Genomic DNA, 23273 nt, shown 5'->3' with positions numbered 1-23273 from the left:
TCTGGCGATTGACCATGCCCAGGTCATGCGATCGGCACGGTAGCGCACGTCATCCTTTGCCGAGTTGCGAAGGCAAGAGTGATAAGGCCACATGCTTGTTTGGCATCACGGCTGTGACTGTCGGGGCTAAAGAGCTTGTGCGCTGCATGGATCAGAGTCTCAGGCGCGAGGCAACAGTTCTCCAACGCCATACAAGGTAGCCAGATCCTGTAGCCTACAAGGCACGCCTTGCACGACAATTGTCTTGCCCGCGCGCGCGCAGGCCCGTCGAAATTCGAGCAAAACAGCAAGCGCCGAAGAGTCAAAGCGGTGCAATGCCGTGGCATCCACTACAACCTGCGCTGGCTGCGTCGTCAGGCCCTGGGTCAGTTGGGCCAGACAGGCGTTGGAACCACGATGGTTTAGTTCTTCGGGCAGGCTAAGCACATCAACCTTTCTTGCTGTTGGCCTTGTTACGCTCAACAAGCGATGCGATCAGTCCGTCGATGCCCTTGGCATTGATTTCCTGCGCAAACTGGCTGCGGTAAGTCTCCACCAGCCAGACGCCCAGCACGTTGAGGTTGTAGATCTTCCAGCCAGCACCTTGCCCGGGAGTCTTTTCCAGTCGGTAATCGAGTTGAATCGGCTCGCCACTGCCCTTGACTTTTGTGCGTACAAGCACTTCCATGTCTTCGGGGGCGGCGCGCATTGGCATCATGCTGATGGTTTGGTCGCTAACCTGCGAAAGCGCTCCGGCATACGTACGCACAAGCAGAATCTTGAATTCATCTTGTAGACGTTGTTTCTGCTCGGGAGTTGCCTGGCGCCACGACGGCCCCACCGTCGACGCGGTCATGCGCTGAAAATTCACATTGGGCATGATGCGGGTGTCCACCAGTGCAACAATCCGGAACACGTCCCCGGCCTGAATCGCCTTGTCGGCCTTGATGCTGTCCAGCATATCGGTCGACAGGCGTTTGATCAGAACGTCTGGCGCTTCATCGGCTGCGCTCGCCGGCAAGGCCAGCAGGCCCGATGCGCTCACCACCAGCACGGTCAACAGGCGGCTCAAAAAACGACGATTCATGGTTTGACTTCCTCATCTCCGGTAACCCCGGGTTGAATTAACGCTTCAGGTGACATTTCAACCCGTGGTTGGGCCAAATCCTGCTGTGCCGGCAATTTTTCGAAAGTATCTTCTTCTGGTGGATTGCCATCGTAAATGACGCTACGGCGGCGCTGAAGAAAGGCGTCGCGGGTGAATGTGTATGGGTCGAGCGCAGCTTCCTCCAGCATCGTGGAAGCTTTGAGAAAGGCTGCCCGATCGTCAACGGCCCTCACTGCCGTGACGGTATTGCGCGTGGGGACATGCCCAATGTCGGACACGAGATCGCCCTTCCAGTCCACAGGAAGTGCCGCCGTATCACGCAAGGTCGAAGGCCCAAAAAAGGGAAGAACAAGGTAGGGGCCAGGTGCAACCCCCCAGAAACCCAGGGTATGTCCGAAGTCCTTGGTGTGTTTTTCGATATTCATCTCGCTAGCCACGTCAAGAATACCGCCCAGGCCGATAAAGGTGTTGACGCCAAAACGGACCAAGCTGTCTACAGCAGCTTGCCCTTTCAACTGGAGGGCATTGTTCGCAAACGACCAAGCATCTTTCAGATTACCAAAGAAATTGCCGATACCTTGGCGCACCGGCGCCGGCGTGACATCCCGATAGGCTGTGGCCACGGGCTTAAGCACCGCCTTATCGACCGCGTCGTTGAACTTGAAGACACCGCGATTGAAGGGCTCCAACGGATCGCGCGGATTGGCATTGGGCCCACTGGCACAGCCTGAGAATACAAGAAGCATCAGTAACACGCCGATCCACAATGCACAGCCGACGCCCGTGTGCTCGTCACGACATCTGCATAAATTTGCTGTCACTTTTTCACCTTGCTGACGTCGACGCTGCCTCCCTCGGCGGATTTGCTGAACAGAAACTGGCTGATAAGGTTTTCCAGTACCACGGCCGATTGCGTGCTGGAAATGGTATCTCCCGCCACCAACGTCTTGACGTCGGCGCCGGCTTCGAGTCCCAGATACTGCTCACCCAGCAGGCCGCTGGTCAGAATTTTCAGGGAACTGTCCTTGGGAAACACATAACGGCTCTCCATGCCTAAAGTCACGCGTGCCTGGAAGGATTTTTCATCAAAGGTGATTGCTTCGACACGGCCTACCACCACACCCGCACTTCGCACCGCCGCTTTGGGTTTGAGGCCACCAATATTGTCAAATCTGGCGTTGACCTGATACGTTTTCTGGAAACTCAGGCTCAACAAATTGGCGGACTGCAAGGCCAAGAACAGGATGGCCAACCCACCAATCAGCACAAAATGGCCAACCCACACATCAATCTTCGAGCGTTGCACCACACTCCCCCTTAAATAGTAAACATCATGGCAGTCAGGATGAAGTCCAGACCAAGAATCGACAGGGACGCGACCACCACGGTTCGGGTGGTCGCGCTCGCCACGCCTTCGGGCGTGGGTTGGGCTTCATAACCCTGCAACAGCGCGACAAAGGTCACGGTAAAGCCAAAGATGATGCTCTTGAGAACACCGTTGCCCAAGTCTTGCCAGACATCGACACCCTCCTGGATCTGGCTCCAGAACGAACCGGCATCGACGCCAATCATGAGCACGCCCACGACCCAGCCGCCGATGATGCCCATGGCACTGAAGACGGCCGCTAGCAGGGGCATTGTGATGACACCTGCCCAAAACCGGGGCGCCAGGATACGCAGCACCGGGTCGACCGCCATCATTTCCATAACACTGATTTGCTCACCCGCTTTCATGAGACCGATTTCGGCCGTCAACGAGGTACCAGCCCGACCCGCAAACAATAGGGCTGTCACTACCGGCCCCAGTTCCCTGAGCAGAGTGAGCGTTACCATCAGGCCCAATGATTCGGATGAGCCAAAGCGCTGCAAGGTGTAATAGCCCTGCAGGCCGAAAACAAAGCCGACGAACAGCCCGGACACCCCGATGATGAGCAGTGAGTAGTTGCCCAAAAAATGAATCTGGTCCCGAATCAGACCAAATCGTTTTAAGCTGCCGCCCAGCGTTGTCAACAGACGATAGAAAAGGCGAGCGCCATGACCCAGGTCGTCTAATTGGCGGCGAACGGCAAATCCGGCATCGGCTGTCTTGTACCAACTCATGGCGCCGCTCTGCTCTGCAAGGCAATGCGGCGCGCCATGCCGCTCATTTCCCTGTTCCTGTGCAAGAGACGGGTGGTTTTTTTTTGCGGCGCTGACTGATACAACCTTCAGGTGACGCGTCAGTATGCGCCGATGAAACCTGCTCCCCTAGCCGAACCGACGATCCACGAGAACTCAATCCACACAGCAATTGTTCGACGGCCACCTGGCCGACGCGACGCAGGTCAAATGCGTTTCGATCAAGCATCCAGTTGGAGATGAGTCCATCAACGAGAGCGTGTAGCGTTCGGGCGGCAGAGCTGACCGATACGCCAGACGCCAACTGTCGGGACTTCGTAGCATGGCGAAGCAAGCCCTCGATGCGGCGCAAAGCCTGTTCTCGAACTCGCAGGTGTCGGTCCAGGATCCCGTTGATCTCGCCGACGTACTCCACCTTTTGGGTAGAGATCACCAACACACGCTGAAGCCGAGAATCGGTTGCTGTGGTGCGCAGGATGTCGCACAGTACGTCGCGCAGGCGGACCAACGGCTCTGTCGCATCGTCCGGACTTGCAACCAGCCACTGCTGCTCGAACGGCAGGATTGCGCGATCCATCATCGCATTGAACAAATCCACTTTGTCTTTGAAATGCCAATAAACAGCACCGCGCGTCACCCCGGCCGTTTCTGCCACTTCCTGCAACGCAGTGCCCGCTACACCTCGTGACTCAAACACGAGTTCGGCCGCATCGATCAGCGCGTTGCGGGTCTGGAGTGCATCTTCCTTAGTACATCGGGCCATAGCAAATTCCTGTCCTGTTGACACTGGTTCAAGCAAACACGGCATGAAAACCTGCATACATTTTCGAATGTATGTATATACTATACTCTATCGCCTAGTGCCAACTCCCGGCAGCGATGACTGAGCATCGATTTTTTCTCCATGTTTGCGCCCTTTGAGGATCTCTCCATGAAACTTGCCATATTCTCCGCCACCGCGTTTCTCCTGCTGTCTGTGACCGCGTGCGGGCCGGGCGGCAAGCCGCCTGCAGGCGGACCTGGCGCGGGCATGCCGCAGGTGTCCGTCGTGACCGTCCAGCCGCAGAAGATCACGCTGACGACCCAATTGCCGGGGCGCACATCGGCTTTCCGGATGGCCGAGATCCGGCCCCAAGTCAACGGCCTGATTCAGAAACGTCTGTTCACCGAAGGCACGGAGATCAAAGTGGGCCAGGTGCTCTACCAGATTGACCCGGCCCCCTTCCAGGCGGCGCTGGACAATGCTCGCGCGGCGATGGGGCGTGCCGAGGCCAATCTGCCTTCCGTCAAGGCCAGGGCCGAGCGCTTCAAGGAGTTGCTCGCGGATAAGGCGGTGAGCCAGCAGGACGTCGACGACGCGGCCGGCGCATTGAAACAAGTTGAGGCGGATATTGCGTCCTGGAAGGCACAGGTAGAAGCCGCCCGGATCAACCTCGCTTATACCAAGGTCACGGCCCCGATTTCCGGGCGCATCGGCAAGTCCAACGTCACCGACGGCGCCATCGTCACGGCCTACCAACCCGTGCCGCTGGCGACAATTCAGCAGTTCGACCCGATCTACGTCGATGTACCACAATCCACCTCCGATCTGCTGCGCCTGCGCCGGCGCCTGGAGGGTGGGCACCTGAATCGCGAAGGACGCGACCAGAACCAGGTCAGGCTTGTCCTTGACGACGATTCTCCCTACCCCCAGGAAGGAACGCTACAGTTTCGCGATGTCTCGGTCGATCGCAGCACCGGTTCGGTGATCCTGCGCATGGTCTTCCCCAACCCCAAAGGGGTACTGCTGCCGGAAATGTTCGTACGGGCGCTGGTCAAGGAAGGGGTCAACGAGCAGGCCATCCTGATCCCGCAACAAGGGGTGCTGCGCAATCCTAAAGGCGAACCCTATGCCATGGTGGTCGATGGCGCAGGCAAGGTGGGCATGAAGATGCTCACGCTGGAACGCGAAATCGGCGACCAATGGCTCGTGACCGCAGGCCTGGCGACCGGCGACCGGGTGATCGTCGAGGGCTTGCAGGTTCTGCAAATGCTGCGACCGGGCACGCCCGTGACCGTCAAGGCAGAGCCATTCAAGGCAGGCGGTATGCCACCGGCTGGCGCGCAACAACCCACCGCTACAGCGAAGTAAGGGAGAGGCCACGATGCTATCGAAATTCTTCCTTGCCCGGCCGGTCTTCGCCTGGGTCATCGCCATCGCCATGATGGTGGCCGGCGCCCTGGCGATTCACAATCTGCCGATTGCCCAGTACCCACCCATCGCGCCACCGGCCATCGCTGTGGATGCCTTCTTCCCTGGAGCTTCGGCCGAGACCGTGGAAAATACCGTCACCCAGATCATCGAGCAGAAGATGACGGGGCTGGACGACATGCTCTACCTCTCGGCCACCAGTTCTTCCTCCGGCGCGGCACGCATCGAGCTCACCTTTGCCCCCGGCACCGACCCGAATGTAGCCTGGTCCAAGGTGCAGAACAAACTCCAGCTCGCCATGGCCAGCCTGCCCAGCGTGGTGCAACAACAAGGGGTCAAGGTCAGCAAATCCACCCGCAACTACCTAATCATCGTCGGGCTGATCTCGGAAGACGGCAAGATGAGCGGCGACGACCTGCGCGATTATGCCCAGTCCAATCTGGAAAAAATCCTCTCCAGGGTGCCTGGCGTGGGCGAGGTGGAGAATTTCGGCTCCCAGTACGCCATGCGGGTCTGGGTGGACCCGGACAAGCTCACCAACTATCGCCTGAGCGTGGAAGACGTGATTGGCACGCTCAGGGCCTACAACGTCGAAGTCTCCGCCGGCCAGCTCGGCGGGGCGCCGGCCGTACCAGGCCAGCGCATGAACGCCGCCATTGTCGTGCAGCATCTCTTGCAAACGCCTGAGCAGTTCGCCGCCATCCCCATCCGCACCAACGCGGACGGATCGGTGGTGCGGATCAAGGATATCGGCACGACCGAACTGGGGACCGAGCGTTACGACATCGTCGCCAATTACAACGGCAAACCCGCCGCCGGCCTGGCCATCCGCCAGTCTGCCGGCGCCAATGCCCTGGAGACGGCCGACAACGTCAAGAAAAAACTGGCGGAGATGAGCCCGTATTTCCCCGTCGGCATGAAGGTGATCTACCCCTACGACACCACGCCTTTCACCAAGGTCGCCATCAACGACGTGGTCAAGACGCTGCTTGAGGCCGTGGTGCTCGTCTTCCTGATCATGTGGCTCTTCATGGGCAACATCCGTGCCACCCTGATTCCCACCATTGCGGTGCCGGTGGTGCTGCTGGGCACTTTTGCCGTGCTGGCGCTGTTCGGCTTTTCCATCAACATGCTGACCATGTTCGCCATGGTGCTGGCCATTGGCCTCCTGGTGGACGATGCCATCGTGGTGGTGGAGAACGTCGAGCGGATCATGAGCGAGGAAGGCTTATCGCCCCGGGAAGCCACCGCCAAATCCATGGAGCAAATTACGCCGGCGCTGATCGGCATCGGCGTGGTGCTGGCCGCGGTGTTTTTGCCCATGGCCTTCTTCGGCGGTTCCACCGGTGTCATCTACCGCCAGTTTTCCGTGACCGTTGCCGCGGCCATGCTGTTGTCGGTGGCGGTGGCCCTGATCCTGACGCCGGTGCTCTGCACCCTGTTGCTCAAGCCGGTGCCCAAGGGACACGAGCCGGCGGAAGCTGCCATCTGGTTCCTGCGCCCGTTTTTCGTGTGGTTCGACCGCATCTTCTTCCGCCTGCGTGATTTCTATGTCAAACGGGTCGGGGTGACGCTGTCGCAACGGCTACGTTATGTGGTCGTGTACATCCTGATTGTGGCCGGTCTGGGTGTCCTGCTCGCGCGCATGCCCACCGCCTATCTGCCCGATGAGGACCAGGGCATTTTGCTGGTCCAGGCTGTCTTGCCGTCCGGTGCGACGCTGGAGCAGACCGAGGCGGTCATGAACCGGGTGCGCAAGCATTTCCTGGAGAACGAGAAGGACGCGGTGGAGTCCTTCATGGAGGTCTCGGGCGTCAGTTTCGGCGGCCAGGGGCAGAACGTCGGCCTCGGCTTCGCCAAGCTCAAGGACTGGGATCTGCGGCAGCGGCCTGACCTCAAGGTCAAGGCCATCGCCGGCCGGGCCATGGGCGCCTTTTCCCAGATCAAGGAAGCCATGGTGTTCGCCTTCCCGCCGCCCTCGGTGATCGAACTGGGCAACGCCAGCGGGTTTGACTTCCAGTTGCAGGATCGTGGTGGCCTGGGCCACCAGCAACTGATTGCGGCGCGCAACATGATGCTTGGCATGGCCGCCCAGGATCCGCGCCTGATCCGCGTGCGGCCCAACGGCATGGAAGACACGGCCGAGTACCACATTGATGTCAATTGGGACAAGGCGGGGGCGCTGGGCGTGCCCATCAGCGCCATTCACAACACCATCGCGGCGGCCTTCGGTGGTGCCTATGTGAACGACTTCATCCAGGCAGGGCGGGTGAAGCGGGTCTTCCTTCAGGCCGACACACCCTACCGCATGTTGCCCAACGATCTGGAAAAACTTCAGGTGCGCAACAATCAGGGAAAGATGGTGCCGTTCTCGTCTGTTGCCACCGGGCGCTGGGTTCAGGGTTCGCCCAAGCTGGAACGCTACAACGCCTTCTCGTCTATCAACATCTGGGGCGAGCCGGCACCGGGCTACAGTACCGGTGACGCCATGCGGGCCATGGAGGAAATTGCCGCCAAGCTGCCGCAGGGGACAGGTTACGAGTGGACCGGGCTTTCTTACCAGGAGCGCATGGCGGGCTCCCAGGCCCCACTGCTGTATGCCTTTTCCATTTTGGTCGTCTTCCTGTGCCTGGCGGCGCTGTATGAGAGTTGGCCTATTCCCATCGCGATCCTGCTGACACTGCCCCTGGGTGTCATCGGCGGGGCGATTGCCTCAAGCCTGCGCCTCATGCCCAACGATGTCTACTTCCAGATCGGGATGCTGACCACGCTGGGCTTGACCACCAAGAACGCGATCCTGATCGTGCAGTTTGCCAAGGACCAGGTCGAGGCCGGGGTGGGTTTGGTCGAGGCGACGCTGGAAGCGGCGAAACTGCGGCTACGCCCCATCGTCATGACCTCGCTGGCCTTTGGTTTCGGCGTGCTGCCGCTGGCCCTGGCGGGCGGGGCTGGTTCGGGGGCGCAAATGGCCATCGGTACGGCGGTGCTGGGCGGGATGGTGACATCGACCCTGCTGGTGATCTTCTTCGCGCCGCTCTTCTACGTGATGATCTACAAGGCGCTGGGAATGCGCGCCAGACCGGCCGCGCCAACGCCTGCTGGCGAAGGCGTGAGCGGAGGAGCAATCCATGAATAAATCTTTGTTGACCGCGCTGTCCGGTATCGGTTTATTTCTGGCGGGCTGTTCGCTGACCCCGCAATTCCAGCAACCGGAAACGCCGGTTCCCACCCAGTGGCCCACCGGCCCAGCCTACCAGGCCCCCAGAGCGCAAGCTGTGGCAGCAAGTGAGCTGCAATGGCGGGAATTTTTCATTGATGAACGCCTGCAAAAGCTCATTGAGGCGGCGCTGCAAAACAACCGCGATCTGCGGCTCGCCGCCCTGAACGTGGAAAGGGCGCGGGCGATGTATGGCATCCAGCGTGCCGAACTCTACCCGTCGGTGGGTGTCCAGGGTGCCGGCGGCAAACAGCGCCAGTCGATTGATCTGATCCAGCCGGGAACGGCCAGGACGCGGGAACAATACAGCCTGGATCTGGGTATTGCCGCCTGGGAAATCGATTTTTTCGGGCGCATCCGCAGCCTTTCGGAACAAGCACTGGAAGAGTACCTGGCCACGGATGAGGCCCGGCGTGGCGCGCAAATAGCCCTGGTTGCAGAAGTCGCACGTGCCTACCTGACCCTTGCCGCAGATCGGGAAAATCTTCATCTCGCGCGCTCCACCCTGGAAACCCAGCAGGCAGCCTATGCCCTGGTGAAAAAGCGTTTTGATGTCGGGGTGGCCACTGAACTGGATCTCAAACGCGCGCAAATCCCGCTGGATACCGGGCGCGGTGACGTCGCCCGCTACACGCAACTGGTAGCGCAGGATCGCAACGCCCTCGACCTTTTGGCCGGCGCGCCAGTTGCGCAAGAATGGCTGCCGCCCGATTTGAGCACCGTGGCCCCGCCCAGGGAAGTCGCCGCAGGGCTATCCTCCGAGTCGCTCTTGCGTCGGCCCGACATCATGGCGGCTGAGCATCGCCTTAAGGGCGCCTACGCTTCCATCGGGGCGGCGCGGGCCGCTCTGTTCCCGCGTATCTCGCTGACCACCTCCATCGGCACCGCGAGCAACCAACTCTCCGGTCTGTTCGATGCCGGCAGGGATACTTGGGTCTTTATGCCGCAGATCGTCATGCCGATCTTCGATGCCCGTGTCTGGGCAGCCCTGCGGGTCAGCAAAACCGATCAGGCAATCATCCTGACCCAGTACGAGAAGACGATTCAAACCGCCTTCCGTGAAGTCGCCGATGCACTTGCCGTGCAGGGCACGATAGACGAGCAGGTCGCGGCACAGCAATCCCTCACGGCGGCTCTGTCGGATAGCTATCGCCTGGCCACGCAGCGCTATACCAAGGGCATCGACAGCTACCTGGGCGTGCTGGACGCGCAACGCGCCCACTTCGCCGCGCAACAGGGGCTGGTTTCCCTGCGGCTGGCCAAGCTCGCCAGCCAGGTACGGCTCTACGCGGTACTGGGCGGCGGCGGTGAGTAACAAGGCCTTGGGTGGCGAGAGCTGGGGTCGAGAAATGGGCACGGCCACAAAACCAAACTGGGTTGCGCTTCACGCTTGAAGCCACCGATTTGCCTTCCACCATGCCACGCGACCCCTACATTTTGCAAGCCCGCTGGGGACGTGCGGCCATGGCTTCCTTCTTCGTGGTTAGCGCTACTATTTCCGTTGTGTCTAATGAACAAAGCTGGAGCCGAATTGTGATTGGCGACGCCTCGCCTCTTGACTGGCTCTATGCAGTGTTGGTGATCGCTGGTGTTTTTTCGGGCATTCTCTTCGCCTTAGGAATGGCAACCGTTGCGATTGCTTACGTTTGGATTTCGTATTGCGTCTTCAATGCCATCATGACATACCCTTTCTGGGCAGTTGCCCCGGCAGCCGTCCCCGACTGCGTGTCGGGATTCCTGAGTCACCTGGCCGTCGCCGCCAGTTTGATGCTTTACATTACTCACAAAGAGGCAACGCCTTAGTGATACTGATTCACCGAAGGCATCTATCAGCCCCAAACGGCCACGTACGAACCAGGGCGCCAATGCATAGTTTGGGTTTGACTCGGCGCGCCAGCGCCGCTCGAATTAGAAATAACAAAAACCCGATCAGGTCCGGATTTGATCATACGGGTTTGCCGGTCCGCGCCTGTTTCATCACATTGCCTTGCCTGGAAATCAGCAGACTGCACGGCAATTGATCCAGCAGGGAATGACCGACCGACCCGCGCCACCAGCGGCTGAAGGCCGAGCGCTGGTGGTGGCCAACAATGACAAGGTCGGCGCCGACCTCGCGGGCGAAGGCGCCGATGGCTTCGGCGGGTTCTTCCCATACCCTCATGACACCTGTCGCCTCCAACCCGGCCTGGCGCAGCCGGGCGAGTCCATTCTCGAGAATGGCGGCAGCCTCGGACTGCTGGTCTTCCAGCACACCCTCGGGCAATGGCCCGGTGGCCAATGCCATGGCTGACCACGGCGGGATGACCGCCACCAATTGGCAACGGGCACCGAAGCGGCGCGCCAGGGCGATGCCCTCTTCGAGCGCATCCTGGCACTCGACGCTGCCGTCGTAGGCGAAGACGATATTTTGAAACATTTTTCTTTCTCCTTAGTGTTTTGCACGCATCCACAATGCGGGCAGGATGCCCATACAGCAGACGATTCCCACCAGTGCGAAGCTATCGCCATAGGCCAGGCTCTGCGCCTGAGCGGCGAGTATCTGGCCAAGGTAGTTCAGGGCACCTGCCAGAGTCTGGGTGACTGGAACTCCCCACAGGCTGTCGAGACTGCCGACGCGATTGATGAAATCGAACGTGGTACCGTTGCTTGCGGTCTGGCTCGCGGTCAGCGCGTCCGCATGGAAGGCGAAGCGCATCTCTGTGGCGGCCGACAACAGGCTGACGCCGAATGCTCCGCCCAACTGGCGCACGAAGTTGATGGTGCCGGTCCCCTGCGCCAACATCTCGGTTGGCAAGACCGATAGCGCGCCGGCGTTGAGGGCTGGCATGATCACGCCGAGGCCGACCCGCCCGAGCATGACGAGCAACGCCATGTGCCAGAAACTGGTGTCCACTGCAACGTCGTACATCAGCAGGTTCGAGAGCCCAAAAATGAACAGTCCGGTGGCGATCATGACGTAGGCCGGGAGGCGGTCGGTCAGCCGTCCGGCAATCGGAAAGACGAGACCCAAAACAAGCCCGGCCGGGATCAGTACCTCGCCTGCGCGCATTGGCGTGTAGCCCTGGACCGTCTGCACGAACAAAGGCACCAGGTAGGAGGAGCCGAAAATGCCGGCACCGAAGATCAGCGCCACTGCGGCCGCCGCAGCGTAGCGTGAAACGCCGAACACCCTGAGATTGACCAGCGGCTCCGAGGTCTTGAGCTCCCATCCGATGAATGCGAGCAGGAGAATGGCGCCGCTCCATGACGTGCTCACGATGAAGTTGGAGTCCCAGCCCTCGCGCTGACCGTTGGCCACGGTACTGAGGGAGATCGCCAGGAACAGGGTGAGCAGCAGCAAGCCAAAGAAATCGAAACGGCGCGGTTTGTCGGTGCCCAGGCGCCCAGGCAGAAAAACCGAGCCCAACAGCATCCCCGCAACCGAAGTCGGCAGGCCCATGTAAAACACCCAGCGCCAGTCGTAACTGTCGATCAGCCAGCCGCCCAGAGTGGGTCCGATGGCCGGGGCCAGCACTACCCCAATGCCATAAATTCCCATCGCCCGCCCGCGCTCGTTGACCGGAAAAACACGGAATAGCATGATCATCGCTAGCGGCTGAAGAATGCCGGCAGCGGCACCCTGGGCCACACGCGCGAAAGTCAGCATGTTCTCGTTCGGTGCCAGTCCGCCGATGACCGATGCGATCGAGAACAGCGCGAGCGACCCAATGAAGGTGGTCCGCATCCCGATCGCTTCGTTGAGCCAGGCATTGAGCAGCATGGAGCCGGTCATCGCGGCGAGAAAGCCGGTGGACATCCACTGTGCCTGGTCCTGCCCAATGCCGAAGACGCCCATGATGTCAGGCAGGGCCACATTCACGACCGTCGTTGACAGCGACGTAGTAATGGTGGCCATCATGGTGGTCAAGATCACCAGCCACCGGTAGGCCGGACCGTAGCGCTCGAAATAGGGGGCGAGCGGGTCGCTAATGCTGGCGGGTGTCAAGCGATACCTCCACCATCATGCCGGGCTTGAGCAGCAAACCTTCCTGGCGGATTGCCAAGCGGATCGGGATGCGCTGGCCGATCTTGGTAAAGTTGCCCGACGGGTTCGGGTTTGGCAGCAAGGCGAAAGCGCTGGTGGCGCTGTTACCGATAAGGCTCACCCGGGCTTTGAACACCCGCTTAGGGTAGGCATCGACGGTGATTTCAGCGCTCTGACCGGGGCGGATGTCGGCGAGGTCGGTTTCCTTGATGTTGGCTTCCACCCAGATGGCTTCGGGATCGTGCATCATCAGTACGCGTTGACCGGCGGCAAGATAGTCGCCGGTATTGGCGAAGGTTCGGTCCACCACGCCCTTCACGGGGGCGACCAGACGCAGATCATGCACATCGAGACGGGATAGTTTGAGTCGGTCTTGAAGACCCTCCGCATCTGATCGTGCCCGCTGCGCCTGAGCCGCCAGGGAGTCGAGGCCTGCGGCAGCCTGCGCCCTCGCTACCCGGGCCTGGGCGGCGCTGGCTTCAGAGGTGAGCCTTTCCTTTTCACTTTGCGCTATCTTGTAGACCGTTTCACTCTGCTGCACACGCTGCTCGGAGACGAACTGCTTGTTCGCCAGATCCCGGTCACGCAGGTAATCCGCCTGGGTTTTGGCCTCGTTCAAACGCGCTTGTTCGATGGCCACTTGGACGGAAGCGAGCTGGCTTTTCGCTTCCTGCACTGCTGCCTGGGTAGCGGCGCGAGTTTCGACCATCAACTGATCGATACGCTTAACCTCCGCCTGCGCGCTCTGCAAGCCGGCCTCCTGGGCGCTGGCCGCGAGGCTGGCGTTTTGGGCATAGATTTCGGCCAGCACTTGGTCGCGATGAACGATGTCACCCTCCTTGACCGGACGAGCGGTCAGCCAACCGGGGGACCGGCTCGCCAGCGAGATCATTTCGGAGGCGATGCGCGCATCGGTCACGTCAATATGCGTCATGCGGTGATAGACGACCCGGCCCGCAAGGCCCAATACGACCAGAACAATCACCACAAAAATCGCCTGACGTATCCGCGGGTTGTCAGCCAGGGATTGCTTGACGGTTTCTAATCTCTCAATCATGGATCACCTTATAAATTACAAGATTTCGCTTAGCGCGGTCGCATGATTCCTGACCCGGCCTGGTTCATTGCCGCGTCCCGGTTCTGCTGCTGCGGCGTAGTCGCGTACGTCCGGAGGTCGTCTCATGGGTGAGGCGGTTTCAGGCATCTGGCAATTCACTCGCCACGACGCGAGACAAGGCTGTCGCGCATCTTGTTCAGCGCATGGAAGACAGCGGCGGTCTGCTGCTCGTCGAGCTCCTGCATCACATCGGCCTCGAGTGTCGTAGCGACGTCGTGGATTGCTGCAAGATGGGCAGCGGCGGCAGGCCTCAGGAACAGTCGATAGGCGCGCCTGTCGGCTGGATCGGCGCGACGCTCCACCAGCTCCGCAGACACCAGTTGGTCGATCAGGCGGGCGAGCGTCATTGGTTGCAGTTCCAGTAAATCGGCCAAATCCACCTGGCGAAGGCATTCATGACGGGCCACGTGCACGAGCGCCCGGGCTTGAGCCAGCGTGAGGGAGCTTCCTTCCAGACGCCGCTGGAAAGCCCGACGGTATAGACGGGAAGCGTCCGCTAACAGAAAACCGAGACTGTCTTTTTGGAATTTCATACACAGCTGAGCTTATAGTAATTACTGCTTACAATATAATTGTAATTGTAGTGCTAGGCGCTTCAAAAAATGCCTCACTCTTGGCATTTCAATCGGACACAAAGGGTCGATTTTGTTCAAGATATGAAACTGATTTATGTGGTGCGTCGCTTCGGTCCGGTGGGTGGTATGGAGCGCTATGTTTGGGAAGTCGCTCGCGAATTACGTGCTCTCGGACATCAAGTCGAAGTTCTGTGTGAGGTTTGTCTGGTCAAGCAGCATAACGGCATTGTTGTTCACGAACTGGGCACGATTGCCACACGTCCTCGGTGGCTGACACTGATGCGGTTCGGCAGGATGGTGAACTGCTGGTTGGAAGCAAACCCTCATCGCGAATGGTTGATACACAGCAACGAGCGGTTGAGTTGCCATCACATATCTACCTTCCACGGTTCGCCATTTGCAACGATATTTGAAAAGCCCTGGTGGCGATTGATTTCGTTGCGCGTGGCGATGCAGCTGTTTTTAGAACGGCGTGAGCTTGCTGTTGCGACCCATATCGTTCCGAATTCTCGACTCATGAAGAAGCAGTTGGCGCATTACTATCCAAAATTTGCACACAAGCTCACTGCGCCTGTAGTACCAGGCGTAGCGATTGCTGTGCCGCGCGAACCGCGCAATGTGCCCAGCGATGGTGGCGTCATCGGATTTGTTGGCAGGGAATGGAAACGCAAGGGCCTGCTCTTGTCGGTCGCAGCCGTTAAGCAATTGCGGCGCACCCGTCCTAACTTGAAATTTGTCGTGATCGGTCCAGAGGTCGCCGATGTGCAACATCTTTTTGCAGATTGGCCGGGTGGTTATGAGTTGATGGGTTGGAGAGATCAAGTGCACTACTCCGATTTCGACGTGCTGCTGCACCCCGCTAAAGCTGAGCCTTACGGGATGGTGATCAGCGAGGCAATGGCTGCAAAAGTCCCCGTAGTGATTTCCAATATGTGCGGTGCGGCTTCAGATGTCGCGCCTGATGCCGGTTCAGTTTTACCCATTGCTGCAACGCTTGAAACGTGGGTGGACGCGATTGAACAACAACTAATTCGCAGGAAGTCTATTCCATGCTTTGTACGGGGATGGCGTGAAGTGGCGCGAGAATACGAAACAATTTATCAGTCTCCAGGGCCATAGCCGGCTGCAACTTCCTGTTCAAGTTGACGGGCGATCTGCGCATACAGCGCCTCACCGTTATCCCGACTGACTGCGTAAAGACTCATATGTGGTTATCTAGACAAGTTGATTTGCCGTGAGAGTAGCCGTCCGATGTGACATCTTCGTGACGGAGCACGTGCCGAAAGAACTAGGCTCGTGCTACGGAGAATTCATTTACGTGATCTGACTGGCAGGGCTGCATTAGGCAGATTACAAGCTGCAGAGTCGGCTTTTACGCTCGTTTTACCTTTTCGAGGGGATGGGCGTATTTAGCCAAATATGTTTTATGACCTAAGATTACTCTAATTGTCTAATGGCAAAATCCGGTTCTATGTCCGTGCTGGAAATACCGTTTCACGTGCCAAGGACCGCGCTCTCATAACATCCGTTGGTCGAGATATTATGAGAGCAAGACAACCACCCTTGGTGACGAACAGGCACGTCTGCGATTAGTCTTGCCAAAGGGCAAACGGTCTAAAAGCTAAACACCAACAAGCAATTCTGTCGGTCATTCCGTAGCACACGCAGCGCCGCGAAGAAATTTCGAAATCCCACTCACAAAGCCCTCATTCTCCAGGGACAGCCCCCCGACCGCGACCTACCCTTCAGACATGCGCTCAAAAGAGCAATCCGCAGCATTTGAAACGAGATAGGCCACCATGTTTTCCACCCTGCAAGCGACCCGTCAACAAACCCCTATTCCAGCCCCATCGGTAAACGACGACCATCACGACGTCATCGAAACCCGCCTGTGGCTCGATGAGCATGTCTGGCTCTATAAATTGCTCCGCAGCGAAGACAACGTCTCGCCAACCTTTCGTTTCCCCGATCTGATTGCCGCCTGCGTGTCGCTGGTCTTCACGCAGCAAAACGCGCCGTCGCGCATCTTTCGATTCCTGGGCACCCAACTGGTGCTGCGCACGCCCCAGACACCACGTCGGCGCGAATCCATGTGGCGCACGCAGTACGAACTCTTGCTCGCTTTGCAACGCTCGCCCGCCAACCGCCATCCGAATCCAAAATTTCAGCTGGACCAGTTGACCACTGCCTGCGTCGCATTGTGCCAAGAAGAAGACGGGTCCGGCATCAGCATCCTCCAGCAGGCGCGTCGCAACATGGCCGAGCGCTCGCAACACGGCCAGCACGCACTGTCCGGCTGAGACCAGCCGCCACTGACCAAACTGTTCCTCACCCGCCCCAACCCGCTCGATACTCGACCCGCGCTCCGACCCCACCCTGCCCGGCATCACGCCGGCCTGACCAGAACCCAACCCAGACCGCCTGGCACTGCAGGCAGTCCAGACCTCGTTGTTCGCCTTGCGGCGGATCGTTTCGGCTCTCTTGAAAGGGTGCGTCATGCGTTTATCGCCTTGCGCAGCAGTGACTGTGTCGCTTGTTCTAGCTGCCACGCCCACCTGGGCGTTGGCTTGCTGGAACGAGGCCGCGCAACGCTACGGCGTACCGGTCGATCTGCTCGTCGCCATCGCCCGCGTCGAATCCAACCTGAATCCCCAGGCGGTAAACCGTTCGCACCTTCTGCGCACGGGCTCCTACGACATCGGCCTGATGCAAATCAACAGCGGGCATTTTCGCAGGCTGGCTCGCTACGGCATCCGGGAATCCGACCTCTTTGAGCCCTGCACGAACCTCCACGTGGGAGCGTGGCTGCTGGCGAACAGCTTTTCTCGCAGAGGGGTGTCATGGGATTCCGTGGGAGCCTACAACGCAGCATGTTCGCAGCTTAAGGGCGAGGCCTGCACCCAAGCCCGTGCCAAGTATGCGTGGCGGGTTTATCAGCGATTGCCATCGCGCCAACCCTTCACCGCAGCGAAAGCTCCTTCACCGCGCTACAAGCCGGGAGCGGCGCAAGCAACCGTCGCCATGCAACTCGCTGTCCGGGTGTCACCATGACGTGCACCTACTCGAATTCCCGGGCACACATCGCACTCCTGGCCCTGGTGATCTGCACGGCACTACTGGTCTCATCCTGCAGTCTGTCGCTGCACAAACAAGGGCGGACAACCGAATTTGCGCAGGCCTCGGTAGTTCAGCCAGCGCCACGCCTGGCCCAGATGGGTTTCGGGCAGCAAATCGAATTCAGCCTGTGCGCGCCAGCCGCCTGCCCTGCCGTCACACCCAAAACCCTTGCACCATCTCTTTCGCCTTCATCACAAATTTTTGCATCGCCGCCACAGACTCGCCTGCCAACCACCGCCTCACCACTGGATGATGGAGAAAAAATCGTTGCCGCGTCGCCTCCCGTAGCGGCGGACCCGGCGTCGCCTCCCAGGCATGCCACAGATTCCGCCATCAAGATGGTCACGGTGCATTTCAGGTTCGACGATGCGTCGCTGAGTGATGCGGGGAAGGCTGCGCTGGATGCGGCCGTGGCTGAAGTGCTCGATGCCCGGCACATCGTCGCGACTGGCCGCACCGACAGCATCGGGTCTACCCGTGCTAATAGCGTACTGGCAGCGGCACGCGCCCGCGCAGTCCATGACTACCTGCTTGACCAATATCCACGCCTCGCACCTGTTTTGAAGTTCGATTCGAAGGGGACTTGTTGCTACGTGGCACTGAACGATACGAAACAAGGGCGAAGCCTAAACCGCCGCGTCGACGTGCGCTTCATCCGCGATGAGGAACCACAGCCATGAGCCGCACTCACCTCGCACCGGTGCACCCCGTCATCGGTCCGTCCCTTCATCTGCTCACGACCCGCAGAGCGCACGCGCTCCCACCCGCTTTGTCTACCCGAACATCTTCAATCCATGCGTTTTCTTTCCACAAACTTCTGGAGATTCCTATGTCCACAGCCACTCTCACCACTTCCGCTTCTTCACATCAAACGTCGGCCCGCAAGTCACTGCTGCTCGCGCTGGTCCTGACCGTTCTGGGGCTCGCATTGACATTCCCGGGTTACGCCCTCGATCTGGTCGGCTTCACCGGCATCACCGGACCGCTCACCTCGGCCCTGACACAGATCTCCGCGCTTGGGCCCGGGATCAAGGCCCTCGTGGGATTCGTCGGTTTCGTCGTCGCGCTGATCTCGCTGTCGGCCTTGCGCAATTTCGGGCCAGTGCTGTTCTACGTCGGGCTGGCAATTTTTGCGGCGGTGGGACTGGTGATCGCCGGCGCCATCATGGGCGCGGTCATCTGAGCCATCGAACAGCACACGGAGGCCCGCATGCAAGCCGACACCTACATCCCACGGCGTCTGGACGACGCCTGGAAGCTCGGATTCTGGGACGTTGACGTCGCAGCGCCGGTGCTGTTTTTCTTCTTCGTGGGTTACCTGTCGGGCACCAAGCTATCCTTTGCAGTGAGCATGGCGGCAGGCATTTTCCTGTCGCGTTGGATCGCACGCCTCAAGGCCGACCGGCACCCAGCCTTCGCCGTCCACTGGCTGTACTGGCACCTGCCGGCCAACCCCCTGACGACCATGCGGGCCACGCCACCGTCCCACATCCGCCGCATGGTCGGCTAAACGCGCACGAAGGAAACCCCATGGATTTCGAACGCCTCAACAGCGACATCAAGGAGATGCGCCGACGCAACCGCAGCCTGGGCCTGACCGTGGGTGCCCTGGCTGCGGGCCAGATCATCGCCCTGCTGGTCATCCTGAACCTGCTGGGCACGGTACGCACCGTGATCGTGCCGCCTTCCATCAACAAGAGCTTCTGGGTGATCCGAGACAAGGCCAGCAGCGAGTACCTGGAACAGATGGCCAGCTTCATGGCCTGGCTGGTCCTTGACGTAACCCCATCGAGCATCGACTGGAAGAAAGACATGCTGCTGGGCTACGTCGAGTCCGACCAGTACGGTGCTCTCAAGACCCGACAGGAAGTGGAAGCCGAGCGTCTCAAACGCATCAACGCCACCACGGTCTTCGCGCCCCAGCAGTTGGTGCCCAGCGAGGACGCGCAAAACGTCGTCGTGCGGGGCCGCCTGCGCACCCTCGTCAATGGTTTTGAGACGGCCAACGAGGCCAAGGCCTACCTGGTCGAGTTCAGCTATTCGGGCGCACGCATGCACCTCAAGACTTTCAAGGAGATTCCCAATGCGAGCAAATAGAGCAAGGCTGCGTTTGCCTCAGGCGCACATCGCGGTACCCGCCAGCCTGGCGACCATCGCAGCAATAGCGGTCGCGGCGCTGGGCGCCTCGTCCGCTCACGCCCTGCAACTCATCGAAGCCAGCGACGGCGTCTCGGTCGAGGCCATCCTGTCGATGAAGGAACCCACCCGCATCCGTATCGAAGGCTCGCCGATCACCGACGTTTTCGGCAACATCCATTCGAGCCATTGCGGCCCCACGCAGGCACCATTGGCACTGCCCGGCATGCCTGCCGGAACAAGCCCGAGCGGCCCCAGCGCCCCGGCTGCCAATCCAGCCGGCGACGTGGTCCTGGAATGCGACCGCGACAAAGGCGAGGTCTATATCCGACCGGTGGGTGAATCGACCAAACCCATCAACTTGTTCATTTCCTCGGCGACCGCCACCTATACCCTGCTACTGCGCCGCGCGGACACACCAGCGGACACCATCGTCATCCGCGACAAGACGCCCAAGTCGCTCAAGCCTACTGCAGTTACACAGAGCCCCGCCGGTCCGTCGCCCAACCACATCCGCGCCATGAAGGCCCTGCTGGTCGCCATGGCCTCGGACCGGATTCCGGCAGACATCCGGGTCGAAGAGACCAGCCGCTCCATTCAGCTTTGGGCAGAAGCCCGGTTCACTCAAGTACGCCAGTACGAGGGGCGCGGCCTGCTGGGCGAGAAATACTTGTTGCAGAACGTCAGCCAGGACGTCATGGTGCTGGCCGAGCAGGAATTCGACCGCGAAAGCGGCAACGTCGCCGGTATCGCCATCGAACAGCACAACCTGCGCCCGGGCGAAAGCACCAGCGTCTATGTGATCCGACGTGGGAGTGCGCAATGAACCCGTCACGCAACCCGTCCCAGATTCTGCGTGGCCTGCTGGCGCGCCTGTCTCCGCGTCAGCGCCAGTACGCGATGCTCGCCACCATCCTGGTCGGCGGCGTTGGCCTGCTATGGTTGGTCTTTTCATTCACGGATTCGCGCCCGAAGAACGGCGAGGTTAAGACTTCGACTGGACTGCCCAGCGCCGTGACCAACATCGGCGTCATGCCGCCGGGTGGCCAGGTCAATCCGGTAGACCAATGGGTCGGCACCGCCGGACGCAAGCTCGCCCAGTACGAGAACGAGCGTGACGAACAGGGTCGGTTGAACAAAGACCGGCAGGTATTCGAGTCCAAGACTCTGCAGCGCTTCGCCGACCTGGAGCAGAAGCTCACTTCGGCGCAGCAAGCGGCCCTCAATCCGCCAACGTCACCACAAACACCAACATCGCTCCCCCCGGCGCTACCCGTCACGTCCGTACCTCCCACGGCCATGTCACCGGCCGCGAGCCTGCCTCCGTTACCACCACCCGCCAAGGCCTCCCCGGCGGCAGTCCTGCCAGTTGGCATGCCGGGTAACCCATTCCCTGGGTCGCTTGACGGGGTGTCCGCCACAGCCAGCATCACCCGCATCACGCTGGCAGAAAGGAACAAGCCCACCAGCGCGGCCAGTTCTACGACGGGGTCGGGGCCGGATGTCAACTCGTCCAAAGACGCCCGAACCGTCTCGACCTTCCTGCCGGTGAGCTTCACGCGCGGCACGCTGCTCGGCGGGCTGGATGCGCCCACGGGTGGTCAATCGCAGTCCAACCCGCACCCGGTTCTGATCCGCCTGTCCGACAACAGCATCCTGCCCAACCGTTTCCGCGGCGAGTACCGTGACTGCTTCGTGGTGGCCGCCGGCTACGGTGACATCAGCTCGGAACGGGCCTACCTGCGCACCGAGAGTCTGTCGTGCGTGCGTGCCGATGGTGCCACGCTGGAGGTCAAGATCCAGGGCAGCGTCTACGGCGAGGATGGCAAGGTCGGCATGCGGGGGCGCCTGGTCACCAAGCAAGGCCAGATGCTGGCCAACGCACTGCTGGCCGGTGTGGTCAGCGGCATCGGCCAGGGCATGGCCACCTCCTCCACCGAGTACAGCACTTCGGCACTCGGTACGGTCGCCAGCGCACAAGGCGGTGATGCCTACCGTGCTGGTGTGGGCTCTGGCGTCGGTCGGGCGCTGGACCGACTGGCCCAGTACTACATCAAGCTGGCCGAGAACACCTTTCCCGTCATTGAAGTCGATGCCGGCCGCGAAATCGACGTGGTCATCACCAAGGGTGTGCGCATCGACGTGCCCATGACGGCCAGCGCGACCCAGCCGCCGCGCACGCCCCCTTCCCCCGAAACCCGCTACCTGGAGGTTCCTGATGATGGCAACTATTGATTTCCGGTGCACCGGCGCACCCGCCCGTGCCCTGCTTACGGCGTTGGTCACCGCACTGTTCTGCACGGTCACATCCGCCAGCCCTCAAACTGCGCAGGAAACTCGCCTGTTGACCGCTTTGAAGAAGGCCCACCCCGGCACCCGCTTCACCGAAGTCTCGCGCTCCCCGGTCGAAGGCATCTATGAAGTCTGGATGAATGGCAACGTGGCCTATGTGGCCGCCAAAAACCCGCGCTACTTCATTTTCGGGCGGCTCTTTGACACGCAAATGATGCGGGATATCACAGGTCCAAAGCTGGCGCAGGCGTCAATCTCATCGGACGAAGTCGTTCGTACCAGCGTCCCTGCATCCTCAGTTCCGTTCGATCAGTTGCCGCTGGCCGACGCGATCAAGACCGTGCGCGGCAACGGTCAGCGCAAGGTCGTCGTGTTCAGCGATCCGAACTGCTCCTTCTGCAAACAGCTGGAACCCGAGTTGGCCGGTATCGACAACGTGACGGTCTACACCTTCCTTGTGCCGTTCCAGGGCGAGGCCAAGCCCATCGCGGTCTGGTGTGCCACGGACCGCGAACAGGCCTGGCAACGTCTGATGCTGCACGGTGACAGCTCCCTGCTGAACACCGGAGCGCCTTGCGACCACCCCATCGCTCATAACCTGGCGCTAGCCCATCAACTGGCCGTGCAGGGCACACCCACCCTGATCTGGGCCGATGGCAGCCGCACCGAGGGTCACGTCGATCGCAGCGTGCTGGAAGCACGCCTGCTACAAACCACCAAGGAGGCTCTGCCATGAGCAAGCGGTTTCAACTTCTGAGAGAGAGCGCTCGCCTTATGGGGGTCGCATTGGCGGGATTACTAGCCCTAAGTGGCTGCAGCAACCTGTCCGGCTTGGGCGGTGAATCCAAATACGCCTGCAAAGCACCCGAAGGCGTGGCCTGCGATTCGGTGTCCGGCACCTATGCCAACGCCCTCCACAACAACCTGCCCAGCCAACGCCAGCAGCAGTCAGTCGAAGCATCGGCAACGATATCCGCTCCATCGCAATCGACTATGCCGCGTCACGTTCCTCTGGCAGCCGCGCCAGCTGTCGCAACCACCGGCACGCCGATTCCCACCCAAGTGGCCAATCCGCTGCGCTCGCAGGCGCGTGTCCTGCGTCTGTGGACCAAGCCCTGGGAAGATGCGGACGGCGATCTCTATGACCAGGGTTACGTCTACGTGCAGGTCAGCACCGGCCAATGGCTGATCGACCACGTACAACGCCAGATCCGTGACACTTATGCCCCGCTGCGCCCGCCGCCCAAGACAGCGGAGGCGGCGGGCAGTCAGGGGACGAGCAGCGCAACGGAGTCGTCAGAGACCTTTCGCACAGTGCCAGCGCAGGCATCTCCCCAACCCTTCGGTAGACCCTCTGTCGGCATGCCCTCGGGGACCACCTTCAACCGCGCGCAGTGAG

At 60.3% G+C, this 23273-nt stretch carries 25 protein-coding genes; 15 read left to right on the top strand and 10 right to left on the bottom strand.

Annotation, left to right across the window (positions count from 1 at the left end; genetic code table 11):
• Positions 1–159: 159 nt before the first annotated feature.
• The 6 genes from PHS32_RS04110 to PHS32_RS04085 form a co-directional block, all read right to left on the bottom strand.
• Entirely contained in the window at positions 160–426 is a 267-nt protein-coding gene (locus tag PHS32_RS04110) for an STAS domain-containing protein (RefSeq protein ID WP_301077561.1), read from the bottom strand.
• Between the two features lies 1 nt (position 427).
• A complete protein-coding gene (locus PHS32_RS04105) occupies positions 428–1066 on the bottom strand; it encodes a phospholipid-binding protein MlaC (protein ID WP_301077560.1) in 639 nt (212 codons plus the stop codon).
• A complete protein-coding gene (locus PHS32_RS04100; RefSeq protein WP_301077565.1) occupies positions 1063–1833 on the bottom strand; it encodes a VacJ family lipoprotein in 771 nt (256 codons plus the stop codon). The genes PHS32_RS04105 and PHS32_RS04100 overlap by 4 nt, the downstream gene beginning before the upstream one ends.
• Positions 1834–1904: 71 nt before the next feature.
• Entirely contained in the window at positions 1905–2393 is a 489-nt protein-coding gene (gene mlaD, locus PHS32_RS04095) for an outer membrane lipid asymmetry maintenance protein MlaD (protein ID WP_301077559.1), read from the bottom strand.
• An 11-nt stretch (positions 2394–2404) separates the two neighbouring features.
• Positions 2405–3187: a lipid asymmetry maintenance ABC transporter permease subunit MlaE gene (gene mlaE / locus PHS32_RS04090; RefSeq protein WP_301077557.1), complete on the bottom strand. Its 783-nt coding sequence runs from the start codon at positions 3185–3187 to the stop codon at positions 2405–2407.
• A 43-nt stretch (positions 3188–3230) separates the two neighbouring features.
• Positions 3231–3968: a TetR family transcriptional regulator gene (locus PHS32_RS04085; RefSeq protein WP_301077556.1), complete on the bottom strand. Its 738-nt coding sequence runs from the start codon at positions 3966–3968 to the stop codon at positions 3231–3233.
• A gap of 168 nt (positions 3969–4136) precedes the next feature.
• Between PHS32_RS04085 and PHS32_RS04080 the strand changes: the two genes are divergently transcribed.
• The 4 genes from PHS32_RS04080 to PHS32_RS04065 all read left to right on the top strand — a co-directional run bounded on the left by PHS32_RS04080 (position 4137) and on the right by PHS32_RS04065 (position 10416).
• The gene (locus PHS32_RS04080; protein ID WP_301077555.1) at positions 4137–5336 is read left to right on the top strand and encodes an efflux RND transporter periplasmic adaptor subunit; all 1200 of its coding nucleotides are present in this window, start codon (positions 4137–4139) and stop codon (positions 5334–5336) included.
• A 13-nt stretch (positions 5337–5349) separates the two neighbouring features.
• The gene (locus tag PHS32_RS04075; protein ID WP_301077554.1) at positions 5350–8532 is read left to right on the top strand and encodes an efflux RND transporter permease subunit; all 3183 of its coding nucleotides are present in this window, start codon (positions 5350–5352) and stop codon (positions 8530–8532) included.
• Positions 8525–9928, top strand: a complete 1404-nt coding sequence (locus PHS32_RS04070; protein WP_301077553.1) for an efflux transporter outer membrane subunit — start codon at positions 8525–8527, stop codon at positions 9926–9928. The genes PHS32_RS04075 and PHS32_RS04070 overlap by 8 nt, the downstream gene beginning before the upstream one ends.
• A gap of 62 nt (positions 9929–9990) precedes the next feature.
• A complete protein-coding gene (locus tag PHS32_RS04065) occupies positions 9991–10416 on the top strand; it encodes a hypothetical protein (RefSeq protein ID WP_301077552.1) in 426 nt (141 codons plus the stop codon).
• A gap of 142 nt (positions 10417–10558) precedes the next feature.
• Here the strand turns inward: PHS32_RS04065 and PHS32_RS04060 are convergent, their stop codons facing one another.
• The 4 genes from PHS32_RS04060 to PHS32_RS04045 all read right to left on the bottom strand — a co-directional run bounded on the left by PHS32_RS04060 (position 10559) and on the right by PHS32_RS04045 (position 14287).
• Positions 10559–11029, bottom strand: coding sequence for a universal stress protein (locus PHS32_RS04060; protein WP_301077551.1), 471 nt, complete (start codon positions 11027–11029; stop codon positions 10559–10561).
• 12 nt (positions 11030–11041) lie between these two features.
• Positions 11042–12598 carry a DHA2 family efflux MFS transporter permease subunit gene (locus tag PHS32_RS04055; RefSeq protein WP_301077550.1) on the bottom strand — a complete coding sequence of 519 codons (1557 nt, stop codon included), beginning with the start codon at positions 12596–12598 and terminating at the stop codon, positions 11042–11044.
• Positions 12579–13694, bottom strand: a complete 1116-nt coding sequence (locus tag PHS32_RS04050) for an efflux RND transporter periplasmic adaptor subunit (RefSeq protein ID WP_301077549.1) — start codon at positions 13692–13694, stop codon at positions 12579–12581. The genes PHS32_RS04055 and PHS32_RS04050 overlap by 20 nt, the downstream gene beginning before the upstream one ends.
• 155 nt (positions 13695–13849) lie before the next feature.
• Positions 13850–14287: a MarR family transcriptional regulator gene (locus tag PHS32_RS04045; RefSeq protein ID WP_301077548.1), complete on the bottom strand. Its 438-nt coding sequence runs from the start codon at positions 14285–14287 to the stop codon at positions 13850–13852.
• A 123-nt stretch (positions 14288–14410) separates the two neighbouring features.
• Here PHS32_RS04045 and PHS32_RS04040 point away from each other — a divergent pair, with 123 nt between their 5' ends.
• The 11 genes from PHS32_RS04040 (at position 14411) to traV (ending at position 23272) form a co-directional block, all read left to right on the top strand.
• Entirely contained in the window at positions 14411–15448 is a 1038-nt protein-coding gene (locus tag PHS32_RS04040; RefSeq protein ID WP_301077547.1) for a glycosyltransferase family 4 protein, read from the top strand.
• Positions 15449–16128: 680 nt separating this feature from the next.
• A complete protein-coding gene (locus PHS32_RS04035) occupies positions 16129–16629 on the top strand; it encodes a hypothetical protein (RefSeq protein ID WP_301077546.1) in 501 nt (166 codons plus the stop codon).
• A gap of 226 nt (positions 16630–16855) precedes the next feature.
• On the top strand, positions 16856–17380 hold the full coding sequence (locus PHS32_RS04030) for a lytic transglycosylase domain-containing protein (RefSeq protein ID WP_301077544.1): 525 nt from the start codon (positions 16856–16858) through the stop codon (positions 17378–17380).
• On the top strand, positions 17377–18126 hold the full coding sequence (locus PHS32_RS04025; RefSeq protein WP_301077543.1) for an OmpA family protein: 750 nt from the start codon (positions 17377–17379) through the stop codon (positions 18124–18126). Before PHS32_RS04030 ends, PHS32_RS04025 begins: the two co-directional genes overlap by 4 nt.
• Before the next feature lie 149 nt (positions 18127–18275).
• Positions 18276–18629 carry a hypothetical protein gene (locus PHS32_RS04020; RefSeq protein WP_301077542.1) on the top strand — a complete coding sequence of 118 codons (354 nt, stop codon included), beginning with the start codon at positions 18276–18278 and terminating at the stop codon, positions 18627–18629.
• Between the two features lie 27 nt (positions 18630–18656).
• On the top strand, positions 18657–18956 hold the full coding sequence (traL, locus tag PHS32_RS04015) for a type IV conjugative transfer system protein TraL (RefSeq protein WP_301077541.1): 300 nt from the start codon (positions 18657–18659) through the stop codon (positions 18954–18956).
• A gap of 20 nt (positions 18957–18976) precedes the next feature.
• Positions 18977–19543, top strand: a complete 567-nt coding sequence (gene traE, locus PHS32_RS04010) for a type IV conjugative transfer system protein TraE (RefSeq protein ID WP_301077540.1) — start codon at positions 18977–18979, stop codon at positions 19541–19543.
• On the top strand, positions 19530–20408 hold the full coding sequence (locus PHS32_RS04005; RefSeq protein ID WP_301077539.1) for a type-F conjugative transfer system secretin TraK: 879 nt from the start codon (positions 19530–19532) through the stop codon (positions 20406–20408). Before traE ends, PHS32_RS04005 begins: the two co-directional genes overlap by 14 nt.
• Entirely contained in the window at positions 20405–21817 is a 1413-nt protein-coding gene (locus PHS32_RS04000; protein ID WP_301077538.1) for a TrbI/VirB10 family protein, read from the top strand. The genes PHS32_RS04005 and PHS32_RS04000 overlap by 4 nt, the downstream gene beginning before the upstream one ends.
• The gene (locus tag PHS32_RS03995) at positions 21801–22610 is read left to right on the top strand and encodes a DsbC family protein (RefSeq protein ID WP_301077536.1); all 810 of its coding nucleotides are present in this window, start codon (positions 21801–21803) and stop codon (positions 22608–22610) included. Before PHS32_RS04000 ends, PHS32_RS03995 begins: the two co-directional genes overlap by 17 nt.
• The gene (traV, locus tag PHS32_RS03990) at positions 22607–23272 is read left to right on the top strand and encodes a type IV conjugative transfer system lipoprotein TraV (RefSeq protein WP_301077535.1); all 666 of its coding nucleotides are present in this window, start codon (positions 22607–22609) and stop codon (positions 23270–23272) included. The genes PHS32_RS03995 and traV overlap by 4 nt, the downstream gene beginning before the upstream one ends.
• The last annotated feature ends 1 nt before the right edge of the window (position 23273 follow it).

Source organism: Rhodoferax sp., from assembly GCF_028714215.1.
In the GTDB taxonomy this organism is placed as follows: domain Bacteria; phylum Pseudomonadota; class Gammaproteobacteria; order Burkholderiales; family Burkholderiaceae_C; genus Rhodoferax.
Note: the sequence above shows the minus strand (reverse complement) of the source record. Positions and strands in the feature narration are given on the sequence as shown.